Annotated in this window: 19 protein-coding genes; 6 read left to right on the top strand and 13 right to left on the bottom strand. The window is 52.6% G+C overall.

Translation table 11 applies throughout. The features are described 5' to 3' along the window. From LJF34_RS16720 to aglF, 7 genes are all read right to left on the bottom strand, one after another. A complete protein-coding gene (locus tag LJF34_RS16720) occupies positions 1–1,362 on the bottom strand; it encodes a nucleotide sugar dehydrogenase (RefSeq protein ID WP_231186439.1) in 1,362 nt (453 codons plus the stop codon). Continuing rightward, on the bottom strand, positions 1,359–2,336 hold the full coding sequence (locus tag LJF34_RS16715) for a Gfo/Idh/MocA family oxidoreductase (protein WP_231186438.1): 978 nt from the start codon (positions 2,334–2,336) through the stop codon (positions 1,359–1,361). The genes LJF34_RS16720 and LJF34_RS16715 overlap by 4 nt, the downstream gene beginning before the upstream one ends. Further along, positions 2,333–3,418, bottom strand: coding sequence for a DegT/DnrJ/EryC1/StrS family aminotransferase (locus LJF34_RS16710; protein ID WP_231186437.1), 1,086 nt, complete (start codon positions 3,416–3,418; stop codon positions 2,333–2,335). The genes LJF34_RS16715 and LJF34_RS16710 overlap by 4 nt, the downstream gene beginning before the upstream one ends. Next, on the bottom strand, positions 3,415–3,945 hold the full coding sequence (locus tag LJF34_RS16705) for an acyltransferase (protein WP_231186708.1): 531 nt from the start codon (positions 3,943–3,945) through the stop codon (positions 3,415–3,417). Before LJF34_RS16705 ends, LJF34_RS16710 begins: the two co-directional genes overlap by 4 nt. Before the next feature lie 431 nt (positions 3,946–4,376). Beyond that, a complete protein-coding gene (locus LJF34_RS16700) occupies positions 4,377–5,204 on the bottom strand; it encodes a glycosyltransferase (protein WP_231186707.1) in 828 nt (275 codons plus the stop codon). Positions 5,205–5,657: 453 nt separating this feature from the next. Continuing rightward, positions 5,658–6,569, bottom strand: a complete 912-nt coding sequence (locus LJF34_RS16695; RefSeq protein ID WP_231186436.1) for an NAD-dependent epimerase/dehydratase family protein — start codon at positions 6,567–6,569, stop codon at positions 5,658–5,660. Positions 6,570–6,690: 121 nt separating this feature from the next. Further along, positions 6,691–7,425: a UTP--glucose-1-phosphate uridylyltransferase AglF gene (aglF, locus tag LJF34_RS16690; RefSeq protein WP_231186435.1), complete on the bottom strand. Its 735-nt coding sequence runs from the start codon at positions 7,423–7,425 to the stop codon at positions 6,691–6,693. An 87-nt stretch (positions 7,426–7,512) separates the two neighbouring features. On the opposite strand from aglF, the gene aglM reads away from it, so the two are divergent. From aglM to LJF34_RS16665, 5 genes are all read left to right on the top strand, one after another. Beyond that, positions 7,513–8,805 (top strand): UDP-glucose 6-dehydrogenase AglM, encoded by a 1,293-nt coding sequence (gene aglM / locus LJF34_RS16685; protein ID WP_231186434.1) that lies wholly within the window; start codon positions 7,513–7,515, stop codon positions 8,803–8,805. Between the two features lie 434 nt (positions 8,806–9,239). Continuing rightward, complete coding sequence (locus LJF34_RS16680) at positions 9,240–10,301, top strand: O-antigen ligase family protein (RefSeq protein WP_231186433.1); 1,062 nt, start codon at positions 9,240–9,242, stop codon at positions 10,299–10,301. Between the two features lie 97 nt (positions 10,302–10,398). After that, positions 10,399–11,847 carry an oligosaccharide flippase family protein gene (locus LJF34_RS16675; RefSeq protein ID WP_231186432.1) on the top strand — a complete coding sequence of 483 codons (1,449 nt, stop codon included), beginning with the start codon at positions 10,399–10,401 and terminating at the stop codon, positions 11,845–11,847. 77 nt (positions 11,848–11,924) lie between these two features. After that, complete coding sequence (locus tag LJF34_RS29260; protein ID WP_231186431.1) at positions 11,925–13,052, top strand: glycosyltransferase family 4 protein; 1,128 nt, start codon at positions 11,925–11,927, stop codon at positions 13,050–13,052. Between the two features lie 65 nt (positions 13,053–13,117). After that, on the top strand, positions 13,118–14,068 hold the full coding sequence (locus LJF34_RS16665; RefSeq protein ID WP_231186430.1) for a hypothetical protein: 951 nt from the start codon (positions 13,118–13,120) through the stop codon (positions 14,066–14,068). Between the two features lie 135 nt (positions 14,069–14,203). Here the strand turns inward: LJF34_RS16665 and LJF34_RS16660 are convergent, their stop codons facing one another. From LJF34_RS16660 to LJF34_RS16635, 6 genes are all read right to left on the bottom strand, one after another. Next, a complete protein-coding gene (locus LJF34_RS16660; RefSeq protein WP_231186429.1) occupies positions 14,204–15,364 on the bottom strand; it encodes a glycosyltransferase family 2 protein in 1,161 nt (386 codons plus the stop codon). A 542-nt stretch (positions 15,365–15,906) separates the two neighbouring features. Then, positions 15,907–16,182 carry a hypothetical protein gene (locus LJF34_RS16655; RefSeq protein WP_231186428.1) on the bottom strand — a complete coding sequence of 92 codons (276 nt, stop codon included), beginning with the start codon at positions 16,180–16,182 and terminating at the stop codon, positions 15,907–15,909. Next, the gene (locus LJF34_RS16650; protein ID WP_231186427.1) at positions 16,145–17,437 is read right to left on the bottom strand and encodes a sugar transferase; all 1,293 of its coding nucleotides are present in this window, start codon (positions 17,435–17,437) and stop codon (positions 16,145–16,147) included. The genes LJF34_RS16655 and LJF34_RS16650 overlap by 38 nt, the downstream gene beginning before the upstream one ends. A gap of 921 nt (positions 17,438–18,358) precedes the next feature. Next, positions 18,359–19,183 carry an undecaprenyl-diphosphate phosphatase gene (locus tag LJF34_RS16645; RefSeq protein WP_231186426.1) on the bottom strand — a complete coding sequence of 275 codons (825 nt, stop codon included), beginning with the start codon at positions 19,181–19,183 and terminating at the stop codon, positions 18,359–18,361. Positions 19,184–19,632: 449 nt separating this feature from the next. Further along, entirely contained in the window at positions 19,633–20,982 is a 1,350-nt protein-coding gene (locus LJF34_RS16640) for an O-antigen ligase family protein (protein ID WP_231186425.1), read from the bottom strand. Positions 20,983–22,153: 1,171 nt separating this feature from the next. Beyond that, on the bottom strand, positions 22,154–25,279 hold the full coding sequence (locus LJF34_RS16635) for a hypothetical protein (protein ID WP_231186424.1): 3,126 nt from the start codon (positions 25,277–25,279) through the stop codon (positions 22,154–22,156). A gap of 297 nt (positions 25,280–25,576) precedes the next feature. Here LJF34_RS16635 and LJF34_RS16630 point away from each other — a divergent pair, with 297 nt between their 5' ends. After that, positions 25,577–26,965 carry a PQQ-binding-like beta-propeller repeat protein gene (locus tag LJF34_RS16630; RefSeq protein WP_231186423.1) on the top strand — a complete coding sequence of 463 codons (1,389 nt, stop codon included), beginning with the start codon at positions 25,577–25,579 and terminating at the stop codon, positions 26,963–26,965. Positions 26,966–26,994 lie beyond the last annotated feature (29 nt).

Below are 26,994 nucleotides of genomic sequence, written 5' to 3'. Positions count from 1 at the left end.
TCAGTACCCATCCCCAATCGTATATACCCGGTGTGGTGTATCATCGAGATGAAGAGCCTGTCGTCCATCTATGACGACAAGTGGATCGAAGCGTGTCCAATCGATCGTAGAGAATTCTTTGTGATCTGTCACCAATACTGCCGCATCGGGATCACAAGAATACATCTCGTCCATTGGCGTCGGGACGCCGTCGAACGGACCAAAGTCACTGAGGACAGGATCCACGGTTCTAACGTTTACACCGAGATCGGTGAGCATTTCGACGATGGGTTTGGCGGGCGTTGCTCGGATTTCATCGATACCAGGACGGTAGGTGAGACCCAAGACGAGGACTGTCGATCCTTCAAGATCACGCCCTTCGGCTTCGAACTCTTGATGGAGTTTGGCGACCGTAAATTCGGGCATCCCATCATTAATCTGTCTTGCAGTTTTAAGGAGTGGCGCATCAGTCTCAAATGACTTGATTAGGAAATAGGGATAGTACGGAATGCAGTGACCACCGACGCCTGGGCCCGGCGTGTGGATATCACAGAACGGTTGGGTATTCGCCGTCTCAATTGCTTCATTCACATCAATTCCCAACTCGTCGGCGAACAGCGCCAATTCGTTCGCCAGTGCAATGTTGACATCGCGGTAAAGTCCCTCGAAGACTTTGACTGCCTCGGCGACTGTTATGTCCGAAACCGTCAGTACTCCCTCGCTATTGATCTCCTCATAAATGAGTCGTGCCGAGTCTGTACTCGTTGCATCTGCGCCGCCGACGACTTTTGGATAAGCACCTCGGATATCCTGTAGAGCACGTCCGCTCGATGTCCGTTCGGGGCAAAACGCGAGACCGAATTCCCCGAGTTCAAGCCCGCTACCCTCTTCTAATATCTGAAGAATGGTTTCTCGGCAAGTTTTCGGCGGGACAGTCGACTCAACTATAATTAGATCGCCCGCTGAGAGGCCGAGTGAGATATCTTCACTAACCGCACGAAGAACGGACAGATCAGGGCTTTTATCATCGTTGATGAGTGTGGGAACGATGATAACGTGAATGGATGAATCCGTCGCGGCGCTACGTGGGTCCTCGACGGCACGTAATGCGTCACGTTCTGAGAGGTCGGAAACTAGCTCGGGGAGGCCGGGTTCGCCTGAGATGTGACAATCTCCACGCTCGACCGCAGAAACGACGTTTGGGTTAATGTCGGCCCCCGTTACATTTCCGGTCACGTCAGCATATACCGCTGCAAGCGGGAGGCCCATTTTGCCGAGACCGTACACCGCGACGGGGATCTGCCCGCTCGTTAATGCATCTCGTCGTTGTTCGTTGCTCGCGTTGGTGCCATAGATGTGTTGGAGGATTTGTTCGGAAGTCATTTTATCTCTTTTTTCCGATCGTTTCTGTCGGCAATTCGTTGCTCAATATCGAATACGTATTCCAGTGCTTGAAGGCCGTCTTCAGCAGTTACGACTGGCTCGTCCCCTGTTCGAACCGAACTGAGGAATGACGTGATCTCGTTTTTTAGTGGCTCTGTATTCTCGACCATGGGTCGTTCAACAATACTTTCGTGTCGATATCGAATTTCTCCGTCCGACTCAATGTACTCAGGGAGCGAATGTCGATAGATTTCCACGGTTTGGTCGATATAGTCAATCACGACCTGACATTGCTGTGCCGTGATTTCGAGTTCTCGAACTTTCTGTTGTGTGACCCGACTAGCAGTCAAACTACCGATAGACCCGTCTTCGAACTGGAAGTCCACTGTCGCATATTCATGTTTACCACCGAATGCCGCCATCGAAGTGATCTGTTCATTTATTAGCCAGAATAGGATATCGAGGTCGTGAATCATCAGATCTTTCACAACACTGTCGGGCATTTGCCGATCGAGGGGGGGACCGAGTCTTCTTGCAGTAACGCTGATGATATCGAGATCGGGGATGATATTTCGAAGGGCAACAACCGCAGGGTTGAAGCGTTCAATGTGTCCGACCTGGATGGTTACGTCGTTTTCTTCGGCCATCTCAATGAGTTCTTCACCCTCCCCACGGCTCAAAACAAAGGGCTTCTCAATGAGGGTGTGTACACCACGTTGTATGCATTTTGTCGCCATCTCGTGGTGGTACTCCGTTGGAACAGCAATAGAGACGACATCGGCGGTATCCAGAAGCTCGTCCAACTCCCGGACGATGGTTCCACACTTCTCGGCAACGCTCTCTGCTTGTTCCGTATCAACATCATACACGCCAACGAGTTCCGTGTTGGGAAGTTCACGATAAACTCGTGCGTGATGCCGACCCATATTCCCGACGCCAATAACGCCGACGGCTGCGTCAATATTCGTTGTCATTTGTTTTCCTCATAATCTAAAATCGTATTCGTTATTGTTTCGATATCGCTATCTGAGAGTTCGGGATGTACGGGCAGCGAGAGTACTTTATCGGAAACGCGCTCTGTGATCGCTGCCGAACAGCCATAACCATCATACGCTGCTTGTTTGTGTATGGGAACCGGATAATAAACTCCCGTCCCGACATCATTACTTTGTAGATATTCCGACAGCCCTTCACGGTCGTCGGTTCGGATGGTATATTGGTGATAAACATGCCGAGCGTTGTCGGGTTCGGTCGGTGTCAAAACAGACGCCTCACACAGCTCCTTATCAAGTGCTGCAGCGTTTGATCGTCGTGCGTCGATATATTGGGGAAGTTTTTCGAGCTGAACCCGGCCGATGGCTGCTGCAATACTCGTCATTCGGAAATTGTGTCCGAGACGAACGTGTTCATAACCGCCGTCGGTGGTCCTACCGTGATTGATAAAGCTTGACGCATGGTCAGCGATATCTACCCGGTCGGTCGTGATCATCCCACCTTCTCCGGTTGTCATGTTCTTGGTTGGATAGAATGAGAAGCAGGCGGCGTCGCCTATGGATCCAACCTTGCTTCCCTGGTACTCGGCACCGTGTGCTTGCGCAGCGTCTTCCAACAGTGGGATGTGGTATTCGTTAGCAATCTCCCGAAGTTGTTCCATTGCTGCCGGTAATCCATAAAGGTGAACCGCGAGAATGGCATCGATATCTTGTTCTCGAACCGTCTCTTCGACCGCTTTCGGGTCGAGAGTGTACGTTTCAGCATCGATGTCGGCAAACACGGGTTCCGCCCCGGTTAGTCGAATCGCGTTCGCACTGGCCACAAAGGAGAACGGCGAAGTGACGACGTGGTCGCCGTCCCCGATGCCGAACGCTTCGAACATCGTATGGAGAGCGGTCGTACCGTTCGAAGTTGCGATACCATGTTTGGCATCGCAATATGCTGAGAACTCATCTTCGAACGCACGGACTTCGGGACCATCTGCGAGCATTCCACTATCTAGAATGTCTAAGACGCCATCCTTCTCTTCGGGGCCCATCTGAGGGTTCGCAATTGAAATCATAGATCGTTCCCCCCCTCGAGTTCCGGCGGGAGGTCACGATGATCAGCGGGAGTACCAACCGCGAGCGTTCTCGCTGGAACGTCCTCGGTCACGACTGCACCGGCGGCAACGAACGCCCCCTCGCCAACCGTAATCCCGGGAAGGATCGTAGCGTTAGCACCTACCGATACATCATCTTCGAGGGTCGGTCCTTCGAGGTCGTCGTCTTGGCGAATAGGGTATGAATCGTTCGTCAAAACTGCGTTTGGGCCGAGAAATACCCGGTCGCCGATGGTAGTGTTTGTCGGAACATACACGTTCGTTTGCATGCTTACATTCGACCCAATGGTGGTCTGGCCGTCGATGACGGTGTTTGTTCCTATGACGACGTCGTCCCCAATCGTCGTTTCTTCCCTAATCAGCGCACTATGGCCAGTCGTGAGATCTGTTCCGATCACAACATCATTATATATTATAGTTCCCGACCGAACGGTTGCTCGCTTGTCGATCGATGGCTTATCGCTTTCTTCGGCATACTGAACGCCAATGGTGGTGTTCGAGCCGAAATTCTGCTCCAATGTCACAGAACGTCACCTCCCTTCAGACGTGAACAGGAACGGACTAAGTTGATGGAACACTTCGGGCGTGTAGTATGCCACATGAAAGTCTTGCCGTGAGTTCTCCCGGCAATGTTGCGTCCATTTATTCGCATACGCTACATACTTGGTGAAGCAAGCATAAATCCAACGCTTAAAGGATTCTGTACATATTTATTGACATAATTCTATAGTTATATCGTAATAGATTCGGTTCTTCAGGCCGCGAATTCGAGATAATCTGGATTAGTCCATATCCCTGCTTGCTGTTTCCCACGTTACGAAGTTTCGATCCCGGAGAAAATTCCAGAGTCCTATTAGCATACCGTAGTTGGCTGATAGAAAGTGACAGGGGATATGGACAATGCTCGGCACGGAGAGGTTTATTCGGTTAACAGTCCATCCCAATTGGATAAGAAGTAACAGCCACATTGAATCGCTAGTAGCACAACCCAATATGTGGCGGGGAGAGAGCGACCAGGAAAACATTTGAGGTGAGTGCACCAATGAGTAAACGGGGAAAGCCATCGGAGGACTTTATGTGAAAACAGTTGGAAGGAAAACGTTGGATAGTGAATTGGGTTTAAAAGTCCTCGATGTTCCGCAACCGTATTCCTTGAACGGATTACGATTCGAATACGGCGTGAGAGTTCAGAATCGACGGAATCACCCGTATTCTCCCACGTGACTGCATCAGGAGCATATTTTACTAGTTTCCCACTCTGAACGATAGCTAACGGTTCAGCGAAGTTACTAATCACATCCCTCGGGAGGGGAACATATGAGTTTGTTCGAGTAGTGTAGATTGATCCGTTTCCGGTGACTAAGGAATTGAATCTTGACTCAAGCTTTTTAATGAACTGTTCGAACTTCCAGTAGAAGGATTCTCCTTCAATATCACTATCGTCCCGATATCGAAGCTCACCGACGACGCATCCAACATCGTCCGAAAATTGTGCGATCAATTTCTGTATCGCATCCGGTTCGTACATGCTGTTCGCATCTGAGAAGACGATGAAGTCAGTATCGACAATTGAAACGACCTGATTTTGCCGTTCTGTCTTTCCCACCCTTCCCCCAATTCTCATTAGACGAACGCTTGCATCCAAATAAGATCGGACTATCTCGTCCGTTCGGTCTGATGAGGCATCAGAAAAAACAATGATATCTAACAGCTTGTCGGGGTAGTCCAGTTGAAGACTGTTTTCGATATTTACTTTGATGACATCTTCCTCATTATAAGCGGCGATGACGAGGGTGGTCGAGGGTCATTGCGTGGGTTCTTGGATATTAGTACGACGATTTCGGAATAGAACGAGCAGTAAGGGATAGAGGAGATACGTGTATACGATTCCGAAAATGCTGGTCCAGAATATTACTGTAATTGCGGGTATCAGAATGGACATAGCGTTTCGTTTCGTTTCGCGGTTTATTGAGGAACAGTAAAAAAAAAACGCCCGCTATTTCTTTACAGCTCGGTTGGGTCCACAATAGACGGGTCGAAACAGAGCGTAGAACATCGGATAATTCACAAAGGAGTCAGGGAGAATAGCATGTTCCCTTTCCATGGCTGCCGAAATTTAGATTTAGTTTTATGCGATATATTTGCCATTAACCTATTTACTACAATTTTTTGAGTCGTCCTACTTGAATGGATTTGAAGCTTATAGAAATGAAGAGAGACCCTCATTTATCGGGATCGTTGGTTCATATCCCAACTTTTCGGTTGCTTTAGCGATGTCTGCTTTGCTCTTTGTGATGTCTCCTGGACGGGGATCCAAATGAACAATTTCAGAAGAGGATGCTGAAATGTCGTGGATTGTCTCAGCGAGCTCCTGTATTGTTACGCTTACTCCGGTGCCGATGTTGTATGCCTCCCCGACGTGATCGGTAGTCGCGGCAAGGAGATTAGCCCTTACCACATCGTTAATGTGGACGAAATCACGCGTCTGCTTGCCGTCGCCGTCCACGGTTATTGGTTCCCCGTTCGTCGCTTGGCGTTTGAAGATGCTGATGACGCCGCTGTAATCGCCGCTCGACTGTCGCGGACCGTAGATGTTGAAGTACCGCAGGGCGACGGTCTCCAATCCGTACAGTTCCTCGTAGAGGCGAGCATAGTGGTCGAGCGCCGATTTCTGCAGGCCGTACGGGGACGACGGCGAAAACGGCTCGTCCTCCGAAATCGGAACGTCGGTCGGTTGTCCGTATATCGCGCAACTCGATGCCAAGACGACGCGGGCGTCGAGGTCACGCGCTCGTTCGAGCAACGCCAGCGTCGCGTCGAGGTTCACTTCGTTCGCGCGCATCGGTTCCTCGACTGATTCCTGAACGCTGACGACACCCGCTTCGTGGAATATCAGGTCGACGTTCTCGGTTGCGCGGCGGAGGGTCTCGGAATCGCAGATATCCCCCTCGATAACCGTCGCGTCGTCGTTTACGTTGGAGCGCTTTCCGGTGCTGAAGTCGTCGAGGATTCGAACGTCGTTCTCCCGGACGAGCGCATCGACGAGATGGCTGCCGACGAATCCCGCACCGCCGGTGACGAGAACCGTTTTGGAGACAGGTGTTTGAACCATTCATCTTTGAATGAAGCGTCCTCTATTAAATCCGTTTCTACTGTAGAATAGACCGAGAAAATCGGTCAGCGGTCGACGCCACCGGCCGAGGTCTCCTCGCAGACGCGACGACGAAACGGCCTTATGCGGAGGGACTGGCCACTTCTTCGTCTTGAAGTCGCTCCTCCGCCTCGTCGCGGTCCTCGGGATAGCCGACGTCGATGCGCCATCCATCCATGCGGATCGCGTCGATGGTGCGACCGCTTCTGATGAGGAGGTCGATGGCCTCGCTGATCTCGTACTCGCCGCGGTTCGACGGCTGAACGAGATGGCAGGCGTGGAAAATCGCGGGGGAAAACGTGTAGAACCCGGTCATCACGAGGTTCGATGGTGGGTCTTCCGGTTTCTCGACGACGTCCGTTATCTCGCCGTAATCGTTTGTATCACAGACACCGAACCGACTAGCATCCTCGTACGGAACTTCTTCGGTGAGGAACGCTGCATCCGCTCGATCCTCCTGTTGGCGACGGACCACGTCTTCGAGGTTCGCTTCGAAGATGTTGTCGCCGAGGATGAGCATGAAGTCGTCGTCGATGTGTTCCTCGACGGTCAACAACGCGTGTGCGAGTCCGTTCTGTTCCCGCTGATGGGTGTAGGTGATCGGAATCCCATCGAACTCGTCGTCGTAGTAGCTGATGATGTCTTCCTTTCGATAGCCGACGACGACGATGAACTCCTCGGCACCGAGCTCGGCCAGTCGCTCGAAACAGTGGGTGACGATGGGTTTCCCGTTCACTTCGACCAAGCCCTTGGGCTTGTCGTCGGTGAGGGGTCGGAGGCGGGTACCTTTGCCAGCTGCCAGAACTACAGCTTTCATACTTTTAAACGTGAACGCGAGGCATAAATACTTTTAGACCCGTTCATATGAGAACCTTCAAGGGAGCGGGGATTAGTACCGTTTCTAATGGAACTTAGCATCGTTGGGAGTGGCTACGTGGGGACGACCGTCGCCGCCTGTTTCGCCGACCTCGGACACTCGGTCACCAACATCGATATCGATGAGGACATCGTCGAACGGCTCAACGACGGCCGGGCTCCCATCCACGAACCCGGATTGGACGACCTCGTCGCCGAACACGGCGGGACCCGACTCACAGCGACGACGGACTACGATGCAGTTCGCGATACAGACGCGACGTTCCTCGCCCTTCCGACTCCCTCCCGACCGGACGGGAGCATCGACACGTCGATCATCGAGGCGGGTGCCCGTTCACTCGGTGAGGCCCTTGCTTCGAAAGACGGCTATCACCTCGTCGTCGTCAAGAGCACGGTCGTTCCCGGAACGACCGAGGACGTCCTCGGGTCCATCATCGAGGACGCGTCGAACAAGACCCGCGGAGAGGACTTCGACGTGGCGATGAACCCCGAGTTCCTCCGCGAAGGGAGCGCGGTCGAGGATTTCCTCGGTCCGGACAAGGTGGTTTTGGGAACGGAGAACGAGCGTGCGAACGAACGCCTGTCGGCGGTCTTCGAACCCCTCGTCGAGTCGTCGGGCCCCGCGGTCGTCGAGACCGGCATCCGCGAGGCGGAGATGATAAAGTACGCGAACAACGCGTTCCTCGCGACGAAGGTCAGCCTCGTCAACGAACTCGGGAACATCTGCAAGGAGTACGATGTGGACGCCTACGAGGTCATGGACGCCATCGGTCTCGATGACCGTATTGGCGAGCGGTTCCTCCGCAGCGGCGTCGGATGGGGCGGAAGCTGTTTCCCGAAGGACACGGCCGCCTTGGTCGCCGCCGCACACGAGAAGGGATACGAACCGTCGCTCGTCGAAGCCGCTATCGAAGTGAACGAAAAACAACCGAAGCGGTTGCTCGAACTGCTCGAAGTCCACGTCCCCCTTCAGGGCAAGCGTATCGCGGTGCTCGGACTCGCGTTCAAGCCGGGAACCGACGACGTCCGCAACTCCCGTGCGATTCCGATCATCGACGAGTTACAAAACCGGGGTGCGACCGTCGTGGCCTACGACCCCGTCGCGACCGAAAACATGCGCGAGCACTTCCCCGACATCGAGTACGCCGAGTCCGCAACAGCGGCACTCGACGACGCGGACGGAACGCTCGTCGTGACGGATTGGGACGAGTTCGCCGCGCTGGACGACGAGTTCGAGTCGATGACCGACCCGGTCGTCGTGGATGGCCGTCGAATCGTCGAGCGCCGTGACGGCCTCACCTACGAAGGGTTGACGTGGTGAATCCGGGGATTAGTTGGAATCCCGTTCGGAACCCACATTGTCAATGAAGGTTTATTTTTGACACTGTTTGGCACGATTTCTGGCCGTATATTTGTATATTGGTCTTAAATTGTTAATAACTGGAACGGTCGTAAGCCCACAAGCTTTTATTACCGGTGTTCGTTGCTTGTAGATGAAGACAGTTCGAGAAAGTTCCTCCACGCATGAATTCTTATAAACCTGTGGACGATGGTCGGATTGATTTGAAAAATTTGAAACAGAATCTGTTCTCCTTCGAAGCGTTGTTCACTCTCTTCCTTTTCGTTGGACTTTATAAACAGGCCCCCATTCTCGATGAAATTCCCGGGAATCTGACGGCGATTTTGGCGGTGATCTCGGCCGTCGTCGGTGGGTATGTCTTGCTAACAAAGACCGAACGGCCACCGAGAAGTGGAGTGGTTCTGACCGTCTTGATGGGCTCGTTTATCTGCTATGCACTGTTAAGCAACCTCTGGACCCCGAGTTCCGAGTATGCGACGTCCAAATCGTTAGAACTCGCCACCGTTACGTTTTGGTCGCTGGGTGCTCCGGCCCTCATCATCTCGAAATCGCGAAGACGACTGCGACGCTTTTTGACCGCCATCGTGGTCTTTTCCGTCGCTATCTCGGCGATATCCATCTTCCAGTTTGTCGTGGTGGCGGGCGAGAGCCAACTCAGGCCGTTCGATGCCACGTATCTCCTCGTCGGGAGGGTCATCGGAATCGCGTTCCTGATCGCAGTGGCGTACACGCTCTACGAAGCGTCGTCGAAGATGCAGCGGTGGGTCGGCATCGCTCTCAGTGGCCTGTTCGGGTTTATTCTCCTCGTGAACGGAGCGCGTGGTCCGCTTCTCGCCTCCACCGGTGCGGGCCTTTGGCTTGGGATTGGGTATTTCGACCTGTCGAAGTCCCCGCGGGAGTTGGCCCGAACGGATCTGGTAAAGAAGATCGGTGCGGTCGTACTGGTGGGTGCCATCGTCTTCGCCATTCTGTTCTATCTCGACGAACTCCCGAACACAATCCAGCGCATCGTAACGACACTCTCCGGCAAAAGCACGGGGTCCGTGGAAGGACGGATAGACTACTATCTGGCGTCGATACCGATGTGGCTTTCCGCGCCGGCTTTCGGTCACGGTATCGGAAGTTGGCCGATTCTGTACGGTATGGGCGACGTGAAGTACTACCCGCACAACATCGTCTTGGAAATTCTGGTCGAATTCGGACTCTTCGGTCTGTTGTTGTTCGGGTCGCTACTCGGATGCACCGTTTACTTGATACTCGCTCCGAAACGGCCGCTCCATCGCGATCCGTATCGGATACTACTCGTCGCCCTCATCCTGTTCATGGGATTCAACGCGTTCGTGACGTCCGATATCCCCGACAACCGCTATCTCTTCACGATGCTCGGGCTGACGGCCTACTGCTATCGACCAGCGTCGCTCGCTCGGCTGAAAAATCGAAATGACCTCAACTATTGACCGAACTATCGGCACGCGAACCCGACGAGACGGACCACTATCGATGGAGTTTAGGAAGCTTGATTGACGATAATATCACGGAATTGTTGGTCGATACATGAAGAACAATATCGCTAAATTCGCCTCCATCGCCTTCGTCGGCGGGATAATCGGTCGAGGGCTCCGATATGCGATAAACGTCGTCATCGCACAAGGGTTGGGAACGGACGCGTTGGGACTGTTCGCGTTCGGAATGGTCGTCATGAAGGCCGCGAGCATTCCCGCTCGCCTCGGTCTAGATACGGCGGTACAGAAATTCCTCCCCATATTTCTGAACGACGAGGAACCGTCCAAGGTGAGCGGAACGGCGCTCCTCGGGTTGATAACCCCCCTTCTCATCGGGTCGTGTCTCTCGCTGCTTCTGTATCTCAATCGAGGGAGTATCACCGCCTTCACGGGCAACGAGTTCGGGTCGGCGATACGGCTTTTCATCGTGGGAATACCGCTGTTTTCGACGATGATGGTCGCGAGCAATGCGACGAAAGGCCTCAAGGAGACCAAATACTTCGTTTACACCCGCGATATCGGCCAATCGACCGTTGCCTTCGCCCTCGTAGTGGTTGGCGCGTTCGTACTCAACGACCTCCGACTAACTATTCTGGGCTACGTCGTCTCGTTAGGTGTCGGCGTTTGTCTCGCGGTTTTCTTCCTCTTGCGACGAGGCGTCATCTCCCTCGACGTGCGTCCCCAGTTCGAATTCAAAGAGATATTCCTCGTCTCCATGCCCCTCACCGTCGCGCTCGTCACGCAGTACCTCGTCTCATGGACGGACATTTTGATGTTAGGGTTCTTCGTTTCCCCCACGCGGGTCGGTTGGTATCAGGCGGCGTATCAAACGTCGATGTTGCTATTGGTCGTCCTGCAGGCCGCGAGTTCGATTTTCCCGTCGCTCGCCGCTGACCTGTATCACAACGGTAAGAAAGACCGGTTGGAAATGGTGTACACGGTTGTCACGAAGTGGGTCTCCTTTTTCACCGTGTTAGGGTTACTCTTCCTCGCGATTTACGCCGGACCGGTACTCCGGATATTCGGAACGTCGACGGAGTCGGCCCGCCTCGCATTGATGCTCCTGGCGTTCGGACAGACGACGGCGGCCATGGTCGGACCGTCCGGCTACCTTCTCATCATGTCCGGATACGAAAAAATTCAGATGATCAACTCCGTGGCCGTCTGTGCGATGAACGTCTGCCTGAACTTCGTCCTTATTCGCGAGTTCGGTATCGTCGGCGCGGCCGCCGCGACGAGTAGCTCCATCGCGACGCTCAACATCCTTCGCCTTCTGGAGGTTCGGTACCTCCTCGGAATTCAACCGTACTCCCGACGATTCTGGAAGGGAATCATCGCCATTCTCATGAGTACCATCGTGTTGGTCGGCGGTCGTCTCGTCGGAATCGAGAGTTACCTCGGAACCGTCGGTATCGGCGCGATAGCGCTCGGCGTCTTCGGCGTCGTCGTGTACCTGCTCGGCTTCGAGAACGACAAGGTGCTCGTCGAAGCGATCGATTAGTGTAACCTACGTTCAACATAGTTTAGAGCGTGTTAGTGGACAAAAGATATATCGTCCGTTCGGAACCGTATTGGACTGTGACCTCCGTCTGTATCCTCACAACGGTTCATACGCCCTTCGACACCCGCATTTTTCACAAACAGGCCCGGACGCTCGTCGATGCCGGGTACGAGGTGGAACTACTCTGTCACCACGACGAAGACGTAACGAAGGATGGAATCCGAATAACGACGCTCGGTGCTGCGAACTCCCGAGCCGAACGGTGGTCCCATCTCGTGAAGATATATCAGATGGCGATAGAGGCCGACGCCGACGTCTATCACTTCCACGACCCGGAACTTCTCACGGTCGGAATCCTGCTGAGCCTCCGAACGGATTCGAAGGTCGTCTACGACGTCCACGAGAATTACGCCGACGCGATTCGAGTCCGGGAATGGATACCCGATGGAATCAAGCCCGTTCTCGCGCGAGGGTTTCCACGGGTCCAATCGCTGTTGTCGCGAGCGATTGACAGCATCGTAACCGCCGACCTGCCGACCGCGAAGGGGTTCGCGAACCACGGTCACGATTCGGTCGTCACGGTCCGGAACTTCCCCCGCCTCGAAAACATCGAATTTAGGGAGATGAGCGGGGAGAGCGATGCGGAATACATCCTCTCCTACGTCGGCGGTCTCGACAGCGAACGGGGCCTCCAGCGGATGTTGGAACTGACGCACAAACTGCGACAGCGGGATATCGACGTCTCCCTCCGACTTATCGGCCCGTTCCAGAACGACGACGTGGAGCGGAACGCCAAGTCGTACATAGGGCGTCACGACCTCGAATCCGCCGTCGAACTCCTCGGCTACGTCGATTACGAGGACATGTTCGCTTACCTGCACCAATCCGACTTCGGCCTCGTACTGGTCGATACCGACCGATTCGAGCGGAACGTCCCCACGAAGATGTTCGAGTACATGTACGCGGAACTGCCGGTCGTCGCGACGAAAAGCGGGTCGACGGAGCGCTATTTGGATTCGGAGTACAGCATCTTCGTCTCGGAATCCCTTCGGGAGTCGGACGTGGATGCCGTCGTGGACCTCCTTCGGGACGAGGAGAGGAGAAGCGAGATGGGTGACGTGGGGCATCGAACGGTCATCGACGAGTATTGCTGGGAAGCGGAGAAATCCAATCTCCTGGAACTGTACGATGAACTGACCCACTGACGACGAATATCGAACGATTCCAGTTCCCCCTACATCTATATTCCCGTATTCCCAACCCCTATTTAATGGTAGATTTCGGCCGATATAACGCGTCTAACGTGAAAAAGCTCCTCCAAAATCCGCGAATGGCCGTGGGAGAGTGCAGGAAACTCGGGATAGAGGTCAATACGAAGATCCACCAAAAAGCGGGAGGCGATGTCGGCGTCGACGTCATGAACGAGGATTGGGATACGCTCGTCATACTCGACGGAACGCGGTACGACACCTTCGCGGAGAACAACGTTTTGGACGGGAAATTGGAGTTTCGACGGTCGAGAGGGAGTCAGAGTTCGGAGTTCATCCAAGGAAACTTCTCCGGCGAGGAACTCCACGACACGGTGTACGTGACCGCGAACCCGTACGTCACGGAGTTGGAGGACGGCGTGTTCCACTCCGTCATCAACCTCCTCACTGAGTGGGACGACGACCTTCAGACCGTCCTCCCCGAAACGGTGATCGATGCGGCATTGGACGCCTACGAGCAGTATCCGAACAAGCGTTTCATCGTCCACTTCATGCAACCCCACTACCCGTTCATCGGTGAGAAAGGGAGAAGTATGAACCACCGAGGATTCGCGCCGAACGACGACTCGAATCTCCGTGGCGATCGGTCCATCTGGAACGAACTCCAGTACGATATCTCCGAGGATACACCCGCCGAGGTGAAAGCGGCCTACGAGGAGAACCTCCGATTGGTGTTCCCGCACGTGCAGAAACTCATCGACGAGATTCCGGGGAAGACCGTGGTCAGTGCCGACCACGGGAACCTGCTGGGAGATAGGCTGTCCCCGATTCCGGTACGGGCGTACGGGCATCCGCGTGGTCTCCGCGCTCCCGAACTCGTCAAGGTGCCGTGGTTCGTCGTCGAGGGCGAAACCAGACGGGACGTCACTTCGGACCCGCCGGAGGAAGAGGACGAATCCTCGCTCGACGAAGATATGGTCGAAGACAGGCTACAGGCGTTGGGCTACAAGTGAACGACGGGTGGACGGAAAGACGAACGGAGGAAAGACGAACGGAGGAAAGACGAACGGAGGAAAGACGAACGGAGGAAAGACGAACGGAGGAAAGACGAACGGAAAAGAACGGAGCGAATCGCGGTCGGTATGTGCCTATCCCGTTCTATCCGCCGTTTCCCACGTGACGATGTTTTGCCCCTTCAGAAACTTCCACAGTCCGAGGACCATTCCGACGTTGGAGACGAGGAAGTAGTAGGTGACGTGTACCGGTCCGGGTATTCCCACATCGTACCGCTCCGAGACCCATCCCAAGACGGCCGAGAAGTAAAAGAGGACCTGTACGGCGAACGAAAGCGTGTAAATCGGGTTGACGTCGAGGAACACAAGGACGGCGTTCGCGAGGAACGCGGTTCCGAGGAGGAGCGGGGACAACCAGCGGAGTATCTTGTGCGAGATGAACTGGAAGGCGAACCGGGGGTATCGAAGCGGGTTGAGGAGTTCCGTGAACTCCGTGACCGTGTTCCAACAGCGAGTCACGATTCGGACCCGTCGGGACATCTCGGATTCGACCGATTCGCCGGTTCGTTCCCACGCGACGGCGTCGTCGGCGTAATCGATTCGCTCGCCGTTGCTGACGATGGCGAGCGGTTCGGCGAAGTCGCTAATGGAACTCGGGGAGAGCGGGACGTACGAGGAGCGACGAACGGCGTAGATGGAACCGTTTCCGGTCACGAGGGAGTGGAACCGGGCTTCGAGCTTTTTGATCGCCTGCTCGTAACGCCAGTACAGCGATTCCCCTTCGACGTCGCTGTCGTCAGCGTAGCGGAGTTCGCCGACGACACAGCCCACGCCGTCGGAGAACCCGGCGACCAGCTTTTTGATCGCGTCGGGTTCGTACATGCTGTTCGCGTCCGAATAGACGATGAGGTCCGAATCGAGCCTCGACGTGACTTGGTTTTGGCACTCGGTTTTCCCGACGCGGCCCTCGATTCGCATCAGTTCGACGCCGTCGTCGGCGTACCGTTTCACGAGTTCGTCGGTCGCGTCCGACGATGCATCGGAGAAGACGACGATATCGAACTCGTCGTCGGGGTAGTCTAGTTCGAGGCTGTTTTCAATCTTCTCCTCGATGACGTCCTCCTCGTTGTACGCCGCGATGACGAGCGTCGTGGAGGGCCACTCGGAGGGGGATTGTACGGGGGAGCGGTCGCTCGTGAACAGGCGGAGCAGCGCCGGATAGAGGAGATACGTCTGTAGGATTCCGAGCGAGCTCGCCCAGAAGACCACCAACGCCGCAATCGATAGTAGTTCCATTTGTCTCTATGGATTCGTGTGTGCGGAAGGGATAAAAATCAACTGTTGCAGAACGTCTCACGAATCTTCGGAAAAAATACGGGTCGACCCGTCTCGAAACGGAAAGAGTCGAACTTTCTTGTATAGTAAATTCGGGATGAAGAATAGTGTGGAATTTTTCCTGGGATCTGCGTTCGGGTTTATCACATCGAAAACTATAAGGATATTGTAGTGTCGACAATGAAGAAGTTTTAACCGATATTCAGGATATCAAATATAATGGACGATCCCCGGACGAATGCGGAAATCGCGGAGAAATCGGAGAGCCGGTCGATCAAATACGAGCGATACGGGAGATCATTCGGGACGAACTGGATCGAATGCACGCGGAGGGAGTCGATATAGTCCGACGGAACGTGCTCGGAGGAGTGGGGTTACTCGGGTCCGGAGCGCTCCTCGGTAACTGGTTGGGCGGTTCGAAACCGAAGGCGAAGGGAACACAGGCGGGTGTCACTACCACGACGGCGACCCGAACGACGAACGGAAACGAAACGCCATCCCGTTCAGGATTGGACGTGGAAACCGTGTCCGCTGATGTCGTACGTACTTCCCATCTCTCGGTTACGGAACCCGTCACGATGTACGTCCGAAAGAACGGCGACGACGGTAACGACGGCTATTCCGAATCCAACCCGGAGGCGACCGTTCCGGCGGCGATAAAGGCCGCACCGCTGTCCGACCGGACGGAGTTCCTCCGAATTCGTGTACAAAATCAGCGCGGTCTGAACGAGCGTCGCTCGATTATTGCTCTTCTTCGCCGCGGACGAGGTCGTCGACATCCCCGACCACCTGCCAGAGTTGGCGCGTCACGATTTGAACGTCGAACCAGAACGACTGTCGGCGGATGTATTCGACGTCGTATCGAAGCTTCTTGGCAGGTTCGTGGCCGGTTGCGTCGCTGATCTGTGCGAGTCCGGTCAAGCCGGGCTTGATGAACCACCGTTTTCGCCACTCGACAACGCCGGTTTCGATGTCGGAATCCAGTTCCGGTCGTTCGGGTCGAGGTCCGACGACGCTCATATCGCCGGTAAGAATGGACCAGAGCTGCGGGATTTCGTCCAGATGGGTCCGTCGGAGGATTTTGCCGACACGCGTGACCCGCGGGTCGACCTCACCCTTGTCCTCCTCGCTGACTTTGGCTCCGGTTTCGGCCTCCGCGTCGGTGACCATGCTCCGGAACTTGTACACCTGAAACGTGCCGCCGAACTCCGCGGTCCGGGCCTGACTGTAGAAAACGGGACCGGGGCTGTCGAGTTTGACCGCCAGTGCGATGACGCCGAGAAGCGGTGCGAACGCGAGGAGACTGGCCGAGGCGAACAACACGTCGAATACCCGTTTGAACACGTAGTCCTGCCAGTCCCACGGTTCGAGTGCGATTTCGACGAGTTCGTCGTCCTCCGTCGCTTCCGTCTTCGTGAGAACGCTATCGATGTGCCGACTCGGGGCTTTCGCGGTCACACCGTGTTTGTGACACGTATCGAGCGCGCCGAAGAACTCCGCCCGGTCCGTCGTCGAGAAGGCCAAGATGGCGGTGTCGACGCCGTTCTCGATGAGGACGTTTTCGAAACGGGAGAGGCCGCCGAGCCGTTCGATACCCGGGAGCGGTTGTTCCATCCCACCGTCCGTGACGACGCGTTCCAACTCGCGCTCGTCAATCTCGTTTCCGCTCGGTGGAGAGACGTAGCCCAACACGGGCGTGTTGATGGCTTTGAGAACGTCGGCGACATAGCGTACGTCGTCACCGACCACGATGGCAGGTGCGTTGGTATCGGTCGGTTGTCGGCGAATCGCGACGAACAGCACCGGAAGGCTGATTCCGAGCAGTGCGGTGATGATGATGAGCGTCGAACGAGGGAGACGGTACGAATAGTCCGCGTAGCCGAGTGTGGCGAGACCTAAAACGGCGATAAACAGGCGCTTTTCAGTGACAGAGAGCGTGTCCAATACTCGACGAGGGCGCGGTTTGAACATGGGGATGAGACATACAGTCACAACGAAGACGGTGATGAGACCCGCGATTCCGAGCTTCGCCACGGGAAGAACCGTCGAATGAAGCTGTTCGAGTACCGGAACGCCCGTCGTAACGAACGATTGGACCGACGGGTCGTTCGCGACGAGGACCGAAAGTACGACGAGTGAAATAGTTCCGATAACACTCGTGAAACGATAACGGAATGTGGAGAGCACTACTTGATTAAGTATTTTTGCAATCTCATAAATGCTACGCCCTACATTGACCGAAATAAACATATAGAATACTAAAATGATTCAATATAACTGTATAATTATGAAATTGGTGTGTCAACTGTGTCGTGAGATGGGAAATTACAGTTCCACAGATGCGGTCTTTAACCGGGAGTAGACCAATGCTTAACGAACGGTATCCTCTCCCTACGGAAAGTAGCGTCCACATTACAATGGGACGTGCAGTCGGGATTCTCGTATGGACGGGAGAGAATATCACGCCTGCCAGGCGCTCTGGACAGGTTGCACCGTCCGACGGCACGAACGAGGGAGTTCGAACGGATGAATACGTTCTGGAAAGGATACCTCGTCGCATTCGTGCTCTCGGTCGTGCTGTGGCTGGGAATCACCCAATCAGTGGCGTTTCTCCTGTAACCCGCTCGGGGAAGGTACGAAGGGAACGAGGGGAGTAGCCATCTACCGAGAGCGGTGGTTCGGTACGTGGCCGTCGGGATATCGGTGGGCAACCACGAGTCGAGAAGCGTGTTCGGACTTGTGTTAGAATCTCTCAGTTTTCGTATAAAAGAATGTATTATTGATGGACCATAACTCGAAGTCGAGAGAGATGACGAAAGACGAAGCCATGATTGCGACCGGTATCCTCCTCGGGACGTTCGGAATCGGTTACGCATTCATCGGCTTTTGAGGACGAGAGGAACGAGTTTTGAGGATGGGGGAACGAACCACGACTACCCGCGACGGACGAGCGAGTCACACAACGAGCAGGAAAACGCCGCCGGCGATCGCCAGGGTTCCTATTCCAACACAGACCGCCCAGAACGAGACGCGTTCGACGACCCGCAACAGGGCGTCGATGGTGACGTAGCCGATGATGGCGCTGGTCGCAAGCGCGACGAGCGCAACTGTGGGGGAAACGGCGGGAAGACCGCCTGTTTCGAGGACCACCAACACGCCTGCCCCCGCGGCCGCGGGAATGCTGAGCAGAAACGACAGCCGAAACGCGTCAGCGCCGTCGTATCCACGGAACAGAAGGGTTCCAGCGGTCGTTCCAGACCGCGAGACACCCGGAAGGATGGCGAGTCCCTGCATTCCCCCCACGAGAACTGCATCCGTCAGCGTGGGCGTCTCCCGGTTCCCCAACTCGAACCGGTCGGCCGAGCGGAGCAGGATTCCCGTTCCGATCAGCAGCACGCCGATGAGCGCGACGAACCCACCACCGGCCAGTTCGGACACGACCGCATCGAGCGTTTTGTACGCGAGAATTCCGACGATACCCGACGCGAGCGTCGCGACGACGAGAAACGACAGTTCGGCCTGTCGGTCCTGAAACGCCGAATCGGGACGCCACCCTCGGAGCGACCCGAGAACGCCTTCGAGTTCGCCGCGATAGTACACCGCCGCGGCGATGGCGGTTCCGGCGTGGAGGAACAGAGAAAAGCGCAGCGCCGCTTCGGGTTGGTGGCCCATCGCGCGAAGGAACAGGGTGAGATTGCCTTCGCTGGAGATCGGAAGCCACTCGAAGATACCTTGGAGGATACCCGCAACGAACGCGACTAGAAGGGACTCGTCGACCATGGATGGGTGTTTCGGGCGAGGGGCAAAGGCGATTCGGTTTCCGATTCGCGTGGATGATTTTATATCCGGATGGATATGTTCTACTCGATATCCCTCTTGAGAAAGGGATTCGACGAACGCGAATGCGAGCTCAGAAACATCAATATTCGTATGAAGTCACGGTTGGAGATGGCACACCCCATCCGTAGAGTACGTCTGCTGACCACAATGGGGGTCTCGAAGGGATGTGTGTCTATTTAATGACTGTATATATAAACCGACAGTAATTAACCCGTGGAGAACAAATGACGAGCAGACATGGCGATCGCCGGCCCGACTATCCCCGACGTTCCCGACTTCTCCGACTTCTGGACCGCGTTTCTCGTTGCGACCGTCACCTCTCTCTTCATCTGGGCGGCGATTTTTACGCTGATTTGACCGTCACATCGAACTCGGGCACGAGGGTATGTTCAATCCGCTCGCTCGTATCCACAGATGAGGTAACCGAACACCAGTGTCGCAAGTATCGATGCAACTGCGTTGTTGAACAGCGTATAGACGTCGAACGTCTGGTGGACCGCGAATGCGAAGGCGAACCCGAGCATGGGAACGTCAACGGTGTTCCTTCGAATGACCCCTTCGACGATGCTCCCGAGAACGATCACGAGATACGCCAATCCACCGACGATACCGACTTGCAGGAATATCTGAACGTATGAATTGTGGGGTGAGCGGCCGCGTAAGTAGGGTTCGGTGATAAACGGCTCGATCACAGCGTGCGTGTTGACGACTCCGTAACCGAGCGAGGACGGTGCATGTTTGATCGCTTGAATCCCCGCCAACCAGAGCGGCGACCGACCGCTGGCGTCTATCGGTCCGACCGCCAAAAGGACACTGCCGAGGAAGAGAGCTGACGCGAGCGCGAGCGGAATCACCGTGAACGGGACGCTCCGATTATCGAACAGTACGTATCCGACGTACACGATAGTGGCCAATCCCATCGCTAACCACGATGCACGAGCGTACGAAAGAAACATGCCAAGCCCGTTGAGGAAGAACAGCGCGGACGCAATCGGCACCATGAGGAACCGTCGCCGGATGAGATTTTCGGTAGCCAGAACGAGTGCTCCGAACGCGCCTGCGAAGGTAAGGACGCCGAGAATATTCGGATTCGAAAGTACGGACTGTAGATAGTGAAGCTCCATCCCGGGAACTGGGAGGGTGGCAGGATTGTCAAAGAGTTGGGGGTGGAGCCACCAGATGTCGTAGGATCCGATGATGTAGACGGGCAGTCCGAGCATGACCATGAACCCGGCAGCGAGCGACACCCCCCACAGGAAGACGTTCCTCGAGACGTATCTCGGAATAATAAAGAGATTGATCCCGAACAGTAGCGCCATATAAACGACGAACGACGCTTTCGTTGACCCGGCGCTCATCGAGTTGACGTGAAAGAAGTACACCGCTAACAGGACGACGTACGCACCGACGTATATCGCTCGGCTCCGAAGGAACTCCACGATGTCGTACCCGATGAGAGGGTAGATCGCGTACAGGAGGAAGACGAAGACGACGTGCAAGGTGCGTCCATCGCTCGGGATGTACAGGTTGTGCTGTCTGAGGAGAACGAACGTCAAGAGTATCAGCAAAGACGTCTGTGCGACGTGTATCCACAGTCCTCTATCGGTTCGATAGTAGGTGTGTACGAGTAACAACAGCGGTGTGACATAGAGGAAGAGGAGGTCGAGGTGGAACGAACCAAACCACTCCGGTGAGTTCTGTGCTCCTAAAAGGACACCTGCGAAAAGGAGTGGAATCAACAGGAGCTGAACGAGGGCAAACGGACGAAACTCACTCGTGAATGGGTTCAAAGCCGAGTGAGATGAAGCGCTCTGATTGTCTTGCAGATTCATAGGGGTCATTCAGCGTTGGCTAAAGTGAGTTTAGAACCATCTCATAAAAAGAGTATCCTTCCTTTCTTTATTTAAAATAACCAACCAATGGGTTGGAGGTCTAATTTCTATTTTGATTCATATTAATCTAAGGAAGTATTTATTTCCTTCTCTGTCTATATAAGGATGAGCAGGTCGATAAGGTAGTAGTTAATGTTACTCGCAAACCTATTCAGTGATAGTTTAGAAACGGCTGGGTTTGAATATTGGTAGCGTGAGCGGATGGTAGCGTTAACGAGTCGAAATGCGTCTCATTTGTACGCCAGAAATCGGAGATTTCTGAGGATGCCTGTCAGAGTGTTCGTTATACGACTCCGCGCGACCGGTTGTTTACTTAGAGAAACACAGGTGATCTTCGTGGTTCTCGACATGAAACGTTCGCATCAAACGATCTTTCAATAGGTCCATCAAGTATCTTAAAACGTCTCTGCCTTACCGTCGTTCACAAGAGCAAAGATCTCGTTGCCAACCAAAACGCGTCGTGATCTGGTGATGGCATCGCTGACGTGAGTTGTAGTCGGCAAAACTGATATTAAGATTAATGAAAGGTAGTTTTGGCTCTATGATTCAATAGATCCGAAACAAAGTTACTGATCGGTATCGGAGCGTTTGATTGGCATTGCACTGGTTCAGCGGCTATGCTTCTGTCTAGATTGGCCGAGAAACGTGATCTCTCGGCCACTATGTTTCTCATTGTTGGATACGGGAATCTGGCTTTCTTCTTTCGAGTTGGATTGCGCGATCGGCTTGACTATACTGAGTGATCCTGTTCGAAAAGTGGTTTCACACGCTTAAACCATGGTTTGACCGCTTCTATACGTTGTGAGTAGGCACTCGTCCCAGCGTCTAGCAGTGAATTAAGAGTTTTACATTACAATAACTTTCAGCGACCACATCCTCGCACAATTAAGCGCCTGCCAGAAAGAGCCTAAACTAACCAGAGCTATTATTTCTAAAACATGTCTGATAGTATACTAAATACTCCAATGTGGGTTAGTTTTTAATTATGTTACAATTTATAGCATATTCTATTAAATCCTCAGCTCTCGAAAACAGCGAATCCAATTGATTCTTTACCATGATCCATTTCATCGTCTATACTTTGTTCTTCCTCTATTTTTACTTCTACCCCTGTTGAAGAAAGATTTCGATATCGAAGAGCACATGTATTAGAACCATTGTACGTTTGTATATCTGATATGAATTGGGGAGAATCATACTTCTGCTCAAAGGCAATCCGAGACCACTTGTCAGTGATTCTTTCATCCGTGCGACTTACTTCGAACTGTTTACCATTTAATTCGCCAGTTTTCTCTTCAAGTGCAATATATCCGATTGCCTCTAGATCGTGTCCCCCGTTAGCATGTGCTTGTTCTTCTTGAACACGAACTGTGAAATACTCACTTGTAATGTCAGATAGCCGTGTTACACTTGCTTGAGAGCCATGGTGGGTTTGTGCTTGTGCGAAAACGATTGGTCGTGTTCCAGAAAAGTAGTTCTCAAATGAAGTCGTATTGGGCTCATCTGAGGCCATGACAGTTCCTGCTTTCACTAGATATGGTGATCCATCCGAGAGAGACAGCTCGTGATCGCCTGCTTGTGTAGCCAATGTGTGGAATGTTTCGCTGCTATGATTTCCATCAAGATAATCCCACTCCTCAATTTGATATTGTATAGACCCATCACCTGTTTCTCGAAGACGAACATGCGCCGGTTGCCAGCCATTAACTGAGAGAGGTTTAGCAATGATAATATATTCAGAAGTTATACTGGATTTAAATTGGTTCCATTCTTCGTCGTTAGATAATTCAGAGGATATTGTATCTGTTATAAGTGGTGATCCCTCGAAAACAGCGTATCCAACTACTTCAGTTGTATGATCGACCTCACTATCTTCACTCTTTGCTTCTTCTACTTTGACTTCTACTCCATTACTCGAAAGGTTTCTATAACGAAGACTAGATGGGTTAGAACCGATGTAGGTTTGCAAATCTGCAATGAATTGTGGATCTGAATATGACTTCTCAAATGGAATGTAGAACCAGTCATCAGTAACTGATTGTGCTGTTCTCTGTACTTCGAATAATTTTCCATTTAGGTAACCTGAAGTTTGCTCAAGAGCAATATATCCTATAGTTTCTTCAACATGGTGTTTACTGCTTGCCTCAGATTTCTGTACTTTCACTTCAAATTCGTCTGATGAGATACCACGGAGACGCGTTACAACCGGATCAGAACCATTAATAGACTGACACTGTGTCAAAACTACAGGTGTGTTTGAACCAAAGAACCCATTCAGGGATTTTGTTGTGAATTCATCTGAAGTTGATATAGTCCCGGCTCTTACCCGATAAGAAGAATCGCTGTTAATTTCAAATTCAAACTCTCCAGGAGGAATTGATATCGTACTAAATGATTCCTTACTATGTGCCCCATCAAGATAGTTCCACTCTTCAAGTTTATAAGCAAACTCGCTATCAGTGGTGTTCCGCAAGCGTACGTGAGCAGGTTGCCAACCTACACTGGAAAGTGGCTTTCCAACTGTAATTCCTGGAGTTTTCGATTCCAGATCCGCCTCATGCCAGGTTTCACTATCTGGTTGGTATACAGCAACTTTATTTGTAGAAAGTGCACCATTTGGTTTGAAGGGGACTCTATCAACACTCCACTTTGCGGATCCACTGCCAGAGGTGAAAACGATGCCACCAGTAACGTAAAATGTATAGACTTCTCCTGGCGGGATTTCACCAGATGCGACTTTTGAATCTGGTGGTCTCACTGGTGAATTATCCGATCCCCAGTCCATTGCGATTGTTGCGTTATCATCTCCCGCCGGTAAAATATCGCTACCTGCTCTAATCAAATAAGATGCCTCCGAATCGTTTCTTTGATTATCAATTTTAACGAGTTGAGCAGACTGGAGTGGTACTTGACCAAGTTCAGGTGGTTCTAGTAATGGTGGTTGTGTATTAGGGGGTATTGGGTCACCATTCGTGGTAACTCGGTCCCGGACGTAGGATGAATCTGTTTGCCTCCCAGACCCACCCAAGACACCAGAGATTTCCCCCCATTCATCTGGCGTCTGATCAATGGAGACTGCATACGTGTACGGATGATCGTTCTCGACTTGGATATTTCGTAGTCTAAGGTATTCGAGGTTTGCTATTTCTCCATTATTCATCCGGCCGGGCAATGTATAGATCGCGTCGTGACTCTTGTGAGATTGGTAGCTGATTCTGACATTCTGTACGTCGATTCGTGCAACCGGTGTCGGTCCTGTAATTGGTCCCCCACAAGTGGACTCGGGATAGCGGTGATAGAAATCACAGTCAGCAATAGTAAGAGTCCCCTCATGACTGCTGATACCCCTCGATGAATCAGTTGGGTTCGAACCCTCTGCGTTTATTCCACGCTGGAGTGCTCCGCCAGACCACGCTTGAATCGGGTGTTTATCGTCCTTGATTGAGACACAGTTACGGACTTCAGTGTTACCACCTAATCGCATACCATTTTGGGTATTTCGTTGAAAACAGTTGTATACCTTCATAGGACCTTCAAGCTTCTTGGCATACATCGTGTTTTCAGCCCATAGCTCGAACCAACAACGGTTAAATACGAGTTCACCTTTTCCCGACTCCACTAGAATCGCCCTCCGATTACTCGCTTCATCGGGTTCACACGCCCCCTCATGGAAGTAACAATCTTGTAAAAGCCCACGTGTGCCCTCTGCTGCAGAGAGTCTAAAATAGGTTCGAGCTTCACTCGAATCGTTAGACCTGACATTAGAGTCCGTGGCAGCTCGCACTTTTCCACGAGTAACCAACCGTTTGAGTTCCCAATCTCCGGATTCGTAATTCATCCGCACAAATGGGGGAACTGGCGTATTCCGCATGTCCAGTTCGAATCCATCCATGACGAATCCCTGTGAGTAAACATCGATCCACCGGATACTATCGCCCGACTGGCCAGGAACGAGGCGAGCACCGTTTGGTGCAATGAGTTTTAGATCGTCTACACCGGATCGAACGACGAGTTCATCGAGTTTATAGGTTCCCGAGGGGAAGATTATCGTGGCATTCTCTTCGGCAACGTCCTCCAGTACGCCATCGATTGGAGTGTTACCGTCGTTATCTGCACCTTCAGCGACAATGTTATATATCGACATTCACTCGCCCCCCATTAGCAAGTCAGAAGTCTGTCGTTCCGGATGTGAATTCCACGTTTCGTCCGCATCCGTTTGTTCTCGATTTTCCACCGGAGTATTTATCGTGATGTCGGAAACAGCATAGTTATATTTATATGTTCTTGGTTTGGTATTTTGGCCATTATCTAGTTCGTTAATGGGTGTTGTCATGAGATAAGAAGAATTCATTCATCTCGATATAAAATATTTACTATTTTAATGCCCTGTTTCTACAACCAAAAGATATATATTGTATGTTTATTTTGTATAATGCAATTAATGAGAAACCAACTTCAATTACAAGATCAAAGGAATAATCGACGGTCATTTATAAAAACTATCGGTATCACATTGAGTGCAATATCGCTTGAAAGCGGCAATATTGTCGCTGAAGAGACTAATACCGAAAATTCGGTTGCTAGCAGCGCATGGACAACGGCTCGTTCAAATCCAAATCGGACTGGTGCCATCTCCGGGGATGGCCCAGAACCATACGCAACAACGGATCGAAAGTTGGATTTGGACGGTAGTATGTTGCATAAAGAACCGATTATCGCTAATGAAACGGTGTTCCTCCCTATCACCACAACTAGTAGTGCCGGAGAAAGTGAAGGGTACATCGGCGCCTATGATCATGAGACAGGCAATCTGAAGTGGAAACAGTCCGATCTTCCATCACCGAAAACCCCGACAGTGGATGACGAGTTACTATATGTCGCTACCAACGTTCCGGAGAACCCCGAAGCAAGTAATGGTGGACTATATGCGCTCAATCTAACCGACGGCAGTATCGAATGGAGTCGAACAGATGATCTCCGTTGGATTTCACCACTCGTTGTAGAGGAACGTGTCTTCACGGCAAACGAAAACGGTGCGTATGCACTTGATAGGCGAACTGGGGAGACGATATGGAGCACAGAAGGAATCGGGACTTTGACAGACGGGAGTGATGGCGCTATAAGCTATGGAGATGGGATACTCCTCTTTAGTGATGGAACGGCATTGAACACGTCCGATGGATCGGTAAGATGGAGATTGAATAATGATCGGTCGACTTATGCGAATCACATTGTTTCCAGCAACCGAGTTTATTATCTCAGGATAGAATATATCGATGGCAGCGATGACACGGTAACACTCGAATCTCGACTCTTGACAGATGGATCCCTCGATTGGACATACGATCTCGACAGTACGGCAGCAGTAGAAAAGCGCGTTGCAGCTACTGAGGATTCTCTTCTTCTCTTCGATTCGAACGAAGGAGATGTCGTGATAGCTTTAGACCCTGAAAATGGATCGACGCAATGGACAAAAGGGTTAGCCGGTGAATTCTTCAGTAGACTAACAGTAGCTAACGGAACGCTGTATATCGGCGGTCGGTACATGTTTCCATCTAAACCAGGCGTAGGTAAAGCGATCATCTACGCTATCGAAGTCGCCTCGGGAGATACTAAATGGGTTCACTTGCTCGATGCCGAATCACTCGAAACTTCACCGGAGGAGCCACCAGCAGCGGGAACCCCTGTCGTGGCTAACGGAAAGATATACACTAATACATATCCTGCTGGTTCGATGCTAGACTACGAATATCTACTGTATTCTAACTTTTTTGTATTGGGTGGTTCAAGCACCAGATCTGACAATAGTGGGAACTCTCCCGTAAGTTAATAAATTCTCAAAATATCAACTTTATCACA

The organism is Haladaptatus sp. DYF46 (assembly GCF_021083305.1).
Taxonomy (GTDB): Archaea; Halobacteriota; Halobacteria; order Halobacteriales; family Haladaptataceae; genus Haladaptatus.
Note: the sequence above shows the minus strand (reverse complement) of the source record. Positions and strands in the feature narration are given on the sequence as shown.

What these genes read in the sequence shown, in the direction of transcription:
- LJF34_RS16720 (WP_231186439.1), bottom strand. Translation starts at nt 1,362, where the DNA reads ATGACTTCCGAACAAATCCTCCAACACATCTATGGCACCAACGCGAGC.
- LJF34_RS16715 (WP_231186438.1), bottom strand. Translation starts at nt 2,336, where the DNA reads ATGACAACGAATATTGACGCAGCCGTCGGCGTTATTGGCGTCGGGAAT.
- LJF34_RS16710 (WP_231186437.1), bottom strand. Translation starts at nt 3,418, where the DNA reads ATGATTTCAATTGCGAACCCTCAGATGGGCCCCGAAGAGAAGGATGGC.
- LJF34_RS16695 (WP_231186436.1), bottom strand. Translation starts at nt 6,569, where the DNA reads ATGGTTCAAACACCTGTCTCCAAAACGGTTCTCGTCACCGGCGGTGCG.
- aglF (WP_231186435.1), bottom strand. Translation starts at nt 7,425, where the DNA reads ATGAAAGCTGTAGTTCTGGCAGCTGGCAAAGGTACCCGCCTCCGACCC.
- aglM (WP_231186434.1), top strand. Translation starts at nt 7,513, where the DNA reads ATGGAACTTAGCATCGTTGGGAGTGGCTACGTGGGGACGACCGTCGCC.
- LJF34_RS16675 (WP_231186432.1), top strand. Translation starts at nt 10,399, where the DNA reads ATGAAGAACAATATCGCTAAATTCGCCTCCATCGCCTTCGTCGGCGGG.
- LJF34_RS16665 (WP_231186430.1), top strand. Translation starts at nt 13,118, where the DNA reads ATGGTAGATTTCGGCCGATATAACGCGTCTAACGTGAAAAAGCTCCTC.
- LJF34_RS16660 (WP_231186429.1), bottom strand. Translation starts at nt 15,364, where the DNA reads ATGGAACTACTATCGATTGCGGCGTTGGTGGTCTTCTGGGCGAGCTCG.
- LJF34_RS16655 (WP_231186428.1), bottom strand. Translation starts at nt 16,182, where the DNA reads ATGTCGACGACCTCGTCCGCGGCGAAGAAGAGCAATAATCGAGCGACG.
- LJF34_RS16645 (WP_231186426.1), bottom strand. Translation starts at nt 19,183, where the DNA reads ATGGTCGACGAGTCCCTTCTAGTCGCGTTCGTTGCGGGTATCCTCCAA.
- LJF34_RS16635 (WP_231186424.1), bottom strand. Translation starts at nt 25,279, where the DNA reads ATGTCGATATATAACATTGTCGCTGAAGGTGCAGATAACGACGGTAAC.
- LJF34_RS16630 (WP_231186423.1), top strand. Translation starts at nt 25,577, where the DNA reads ATGAGAAACCAACTTCAATTACAAGATCAAAGGAATAATCGACGGTCA.